Origin of the sequence: Yoonia sp. (genome assembly GCF_046498525.1) — a bacterium.
Classification (GTDB): domain Bacteria; phylum Pseudomonadota; class Alphaproteobacteria; order Rhodobacterales; family Rhodobacteraceae; genus Yoonia.
In genome coordinates, this window is record NZ_JAWOAN010000031.1 from 1 (window position 1) to 3,224 (window position 3,224).

3 protein-coding genes are annotated in these 3,224 nt (G+C 57.3%); all 3 read left to right on the forward strand.

Going from position 1 to position 3,224, the window contains the following annotated elements:
- Positions 1-274: 274 nt before the first annotated feature.
- Positions 275-1,032, forward strand: a protein-coding gene (locus tag R6T97_RS02235) for an IS5 family transposase (protein WP_410347683.1) whose coding sequence is annotated in 2 segments (ribosomal slippage) — positions 275-593 and positions 593-1,032 — 759 coding nt in all. Because the reading frame shifts where the segments join, the coding sequence is not laid out codon by codon here.
- 102 nt (positions 1,033-1,134) lie between these two features.
- On the forward strand, positions 1,135-2,163 hold the full coding sequence (locus tag R6T97_RS02240) for an IS110 family transposase (RefSeq protein ID WP_410347684.1): 1,029 nt from the start codon (positions 1,135-1,137) through the stop codon (positions 2,161-2,163).
- A gap of 682 nt (positions 2,164-2,845) precedes the next feature.
- A partial coding sequence (locus tag R6T97_RS02245; RefSeq protein WP_410347685.1) for an autoinducer binding domain-containing protein occupies positions 2,846-3,224 on the forward strand: 379 nt, incomplete at its 3' end.

A 3,224-nucleotide genomic window follows, 5' to 3' on the forward strand; every position in this document is an offset into this window, starting at 1 on the left:
TATCCCATAGGATGTATGAGAGATTTCTTGAAATCGAGGATGCATACTGGGCTCAGAAAGACATAAGCACGTGCTTAAGGCTATCCTTAAGCCTCCTTGGTCAGGCCAAGGTGTCCGGTCGAAATGGGGGCCAGTTCACTTCGAAATACAGACCATGAGAGACGGGCGATCAATCCCCAGGAATAGCCCCAGATCCCAATCCGGTACCTGGGGTCAGGACCCATTGATTTTGGTGTGAACCTCTGAATCACTGCTTCCAAAATGGAGCGGCGACATGAACGATCTTTTCTGGCTGACCGATGCGCAGATGGCGCGTCTCGAACCTTTCTTTCCGAAGTCTCACGGCAAGCCACGGGTGGATGACAGGCGTGTTTTGAGCGGGATTATATTTATCAATCGCAATGGCTTACGGTGGAGGGACGCGCCTGCGGAGTATGGCCCATCAAAGACGCTCTACAACCGCTGGAAGCGGTGGAGCGACAAAGGCGTCTTTGCACGCATGCTTCTGGAACTGGCCGATCGGGGCGGTGGGACGGACACACTTATGATTGATGCCACCCACTTGAAGACGCACCGCACCGCCTCGAGTCTGGGCCTGAAAAAGGGGGGCGTGGTCGCCTGATTGGACGAACCAAGGGCGGGATGAACTCTAAACTGCACACCATCACGGACGCTTTCGGTCGCCCCTTGCGCATGTTCCTGACGGCAGGCCAACGCAGCGATTACATTGGAGCACGGGCGTTGTTGGAGGGTCTGCCGCCTGCCAAACACATGCTGGCCGACCGCGGTTATGATGCGGATTGGTATCGTGAAGGGCTTGAAAACAAGGGGATCAAGCCATGCATACCATCGCGAAAAAGCCGGAAGATCCCAATCCCGCACGATGCGGCCCGCTACCGGCAGCGCCACAAGATCGAGAACAGCTTTGCCCGCCTCAAGGACTGGCGGCGTGTCGCAACTCGCTACGACAGATGCCCGAAAGTGTTTCTCTCCGCCTGCGCCCTCGCTGCCGTAGTCATGTTCTGGCTATGAGATGCCGTAACGGGGCCTGCGTCACGCACCGCCGTTACCACTTGCGAGATCAGCGTCGCGCTGTCGCAATTCCCGTATTGACCCCAGATGGAGGATGACGGGATGAAGCTATTTATTGGATTGGATGTGTCGCTGGCGAAGACTGCAGTGTGCGTGGTCAGCGAGCATGGTCAGATCGTCAAAGAGGCAGAGACTGAAAGCGAACCGGCAAATCTGGCACGCTGGCTGGAAGACTTGGACGGCCATGTCGCGGCGATCGGCCTGGAGGCGGGGCCACTGTCTCAATGGCTGCACCGCGGGTTAAGCAAGGATGGATTTGACGTGGTACTCATGGAAACACGCCAGGTAAAAGGCGCACTGAAGGCCATGCCGATAAAGACGGATCGGCGGGATGCCGAGGGAATCGCTCGCCTGCTTCACCTTGGATGGTTCCGTCCGGTTCATTGCAAGTCTGTGTCGGCTCAAGAAATCCGGGCTGTTCTCGGCGCCCGGAAAGCCGTTCAACAGAACATGATCGCTCTGGAAATGTCGCTGCGCGGACTGCTGCGGAACTTCGGCCTCAAGGTCGGTGCGATCTCCCGCGGTCGGTTCGAGACACGCATTCGGAAGTTGGCAGATGGCAATCCGATGCTGGAAACCGCGACAGAACCGATGCTGCGGGCCCGAGCGTCCCTGCGACAGGAACTGGCCGGTCTTGAAAAACACGTGCGCCAGTTTGCTGGGGTCGATCCAGTTTGCTGTCGCCTCATGACAATGCCTGGGATTGGCGCGGTCGTGGCGCTGACCTTCCGTGCAGCTATCGATGATCCAAAGCGCTTTCGCTCTTCGAAGCGGGTCGGCCCCTGGGTTGGTCTGACGCCCTCACGCAATCAGTCCGGTGAACGGGACGTGTCCGGCGGTATCACCAAAGCTGGCGACGTCAATCTGAGAAGGGTATTGTGCCAGGCAGCAACCGTCATGATGAACCGCGGCCGATCGACATGGCTCAGAACATGGGGAGCCCAACTCGCACAGCGGCGTGGACGCAAAATTGCGATGGTCGCCCTCGCACGCCGCATCGCGGTCATTCTTCATCGGATTTGGGTCGATGGCACAACCTTCCAGTCAGATGCGGCGCCGAACCCTGTCTGACAGGATGATACCTCACCCGTTGCCTGCCTGATTGCAGGCTTTCGAGGTCCCGCAGGGACGTGGTTCCGATGATGCCGTGGTCTGGACTGTCGCTGACTTCCGTCAAGTACGCCTATGAGATGGGCACATCGGAATTACATCGAACCAGCATCATGTTGGCAGCCGCCGCGCTGACCACGAACCGAAGCATGTACCCCAAGGATCTCAACCGAAGGCCGCGACAGAAGCCAGGACCTGCACCAAGAATATCAAAGGAACCGCTATGGCGGATCAATTGTTTTGCGCAAAACTACTTGACCGAGACGCCCCCGTTACCGAAGTCCTGACCTTAGGGGATACACGTTGCTATGTCTATCAATGCCACTGTCGGTCTGTTATTAAGGCAACGACACGCGTCGGTTTTGCCACAAACCCGGCAGTGTCCGGGCAGGTACCAGTGCATCACCTGCCCGTCGCGTTGACCTCGCATGTTTTCTTGCCTTTCAGGCGATGGTAGAATTTGTAAACAGTGCCTTGTTCGTAAGGAGAGCCTTGCTCCACCGTCGAGCGGTTGACCTGCCACATGGCTACGACCCGTCCGGAGCAAAAGTCCTTGTCCCGACGAGGCATCAGTCCGGGTCGCACTTGTATCAAGAGTAAATCGTTTCAGCAGCAGGAAACAGGATAGCAAAAAGGTAGCGACTTGTCCGTCATCGATCTCAGCAAACTACCGTTTCCTGAACAAAATATGCGGTCCTTTCTTGATACCGTGTGCGAAACGCACGAGCTGGATTTTGCCGCCTATGCCGGCATGGATCACATCCAGCAGGCCGTGCATGGATTCGTCAACTATCCGGAAGAGTGGCAAAGCCATTATGTCCAACATGGGTTCCAGCACAAGGACCCGGCACTGCTGTTGGCAAGCCGCAGTATTGCGCCGCTTGACTGGGAGCGTCTGCGCCAAGAAGAGACGTTCCGCACCATCATGCTGGCCGGGCATGACTTCGGCATCCCAGAGCAGGGCCTGACCATACCGGTACGTGGCCCATACGGCGACATGGGTTTGTTCAGCGTCACGCGCC

Bases quoted from the DNA above. Each gene is read 5' to 3' on its own strand.
- R6T97_RS02240 (WP_410347684.1), top strand. From the start codon at position 1,135: ATGAAGCTATTTATTGGATTGGATGTGTCGCTGGCGAAGACTGCAGTG.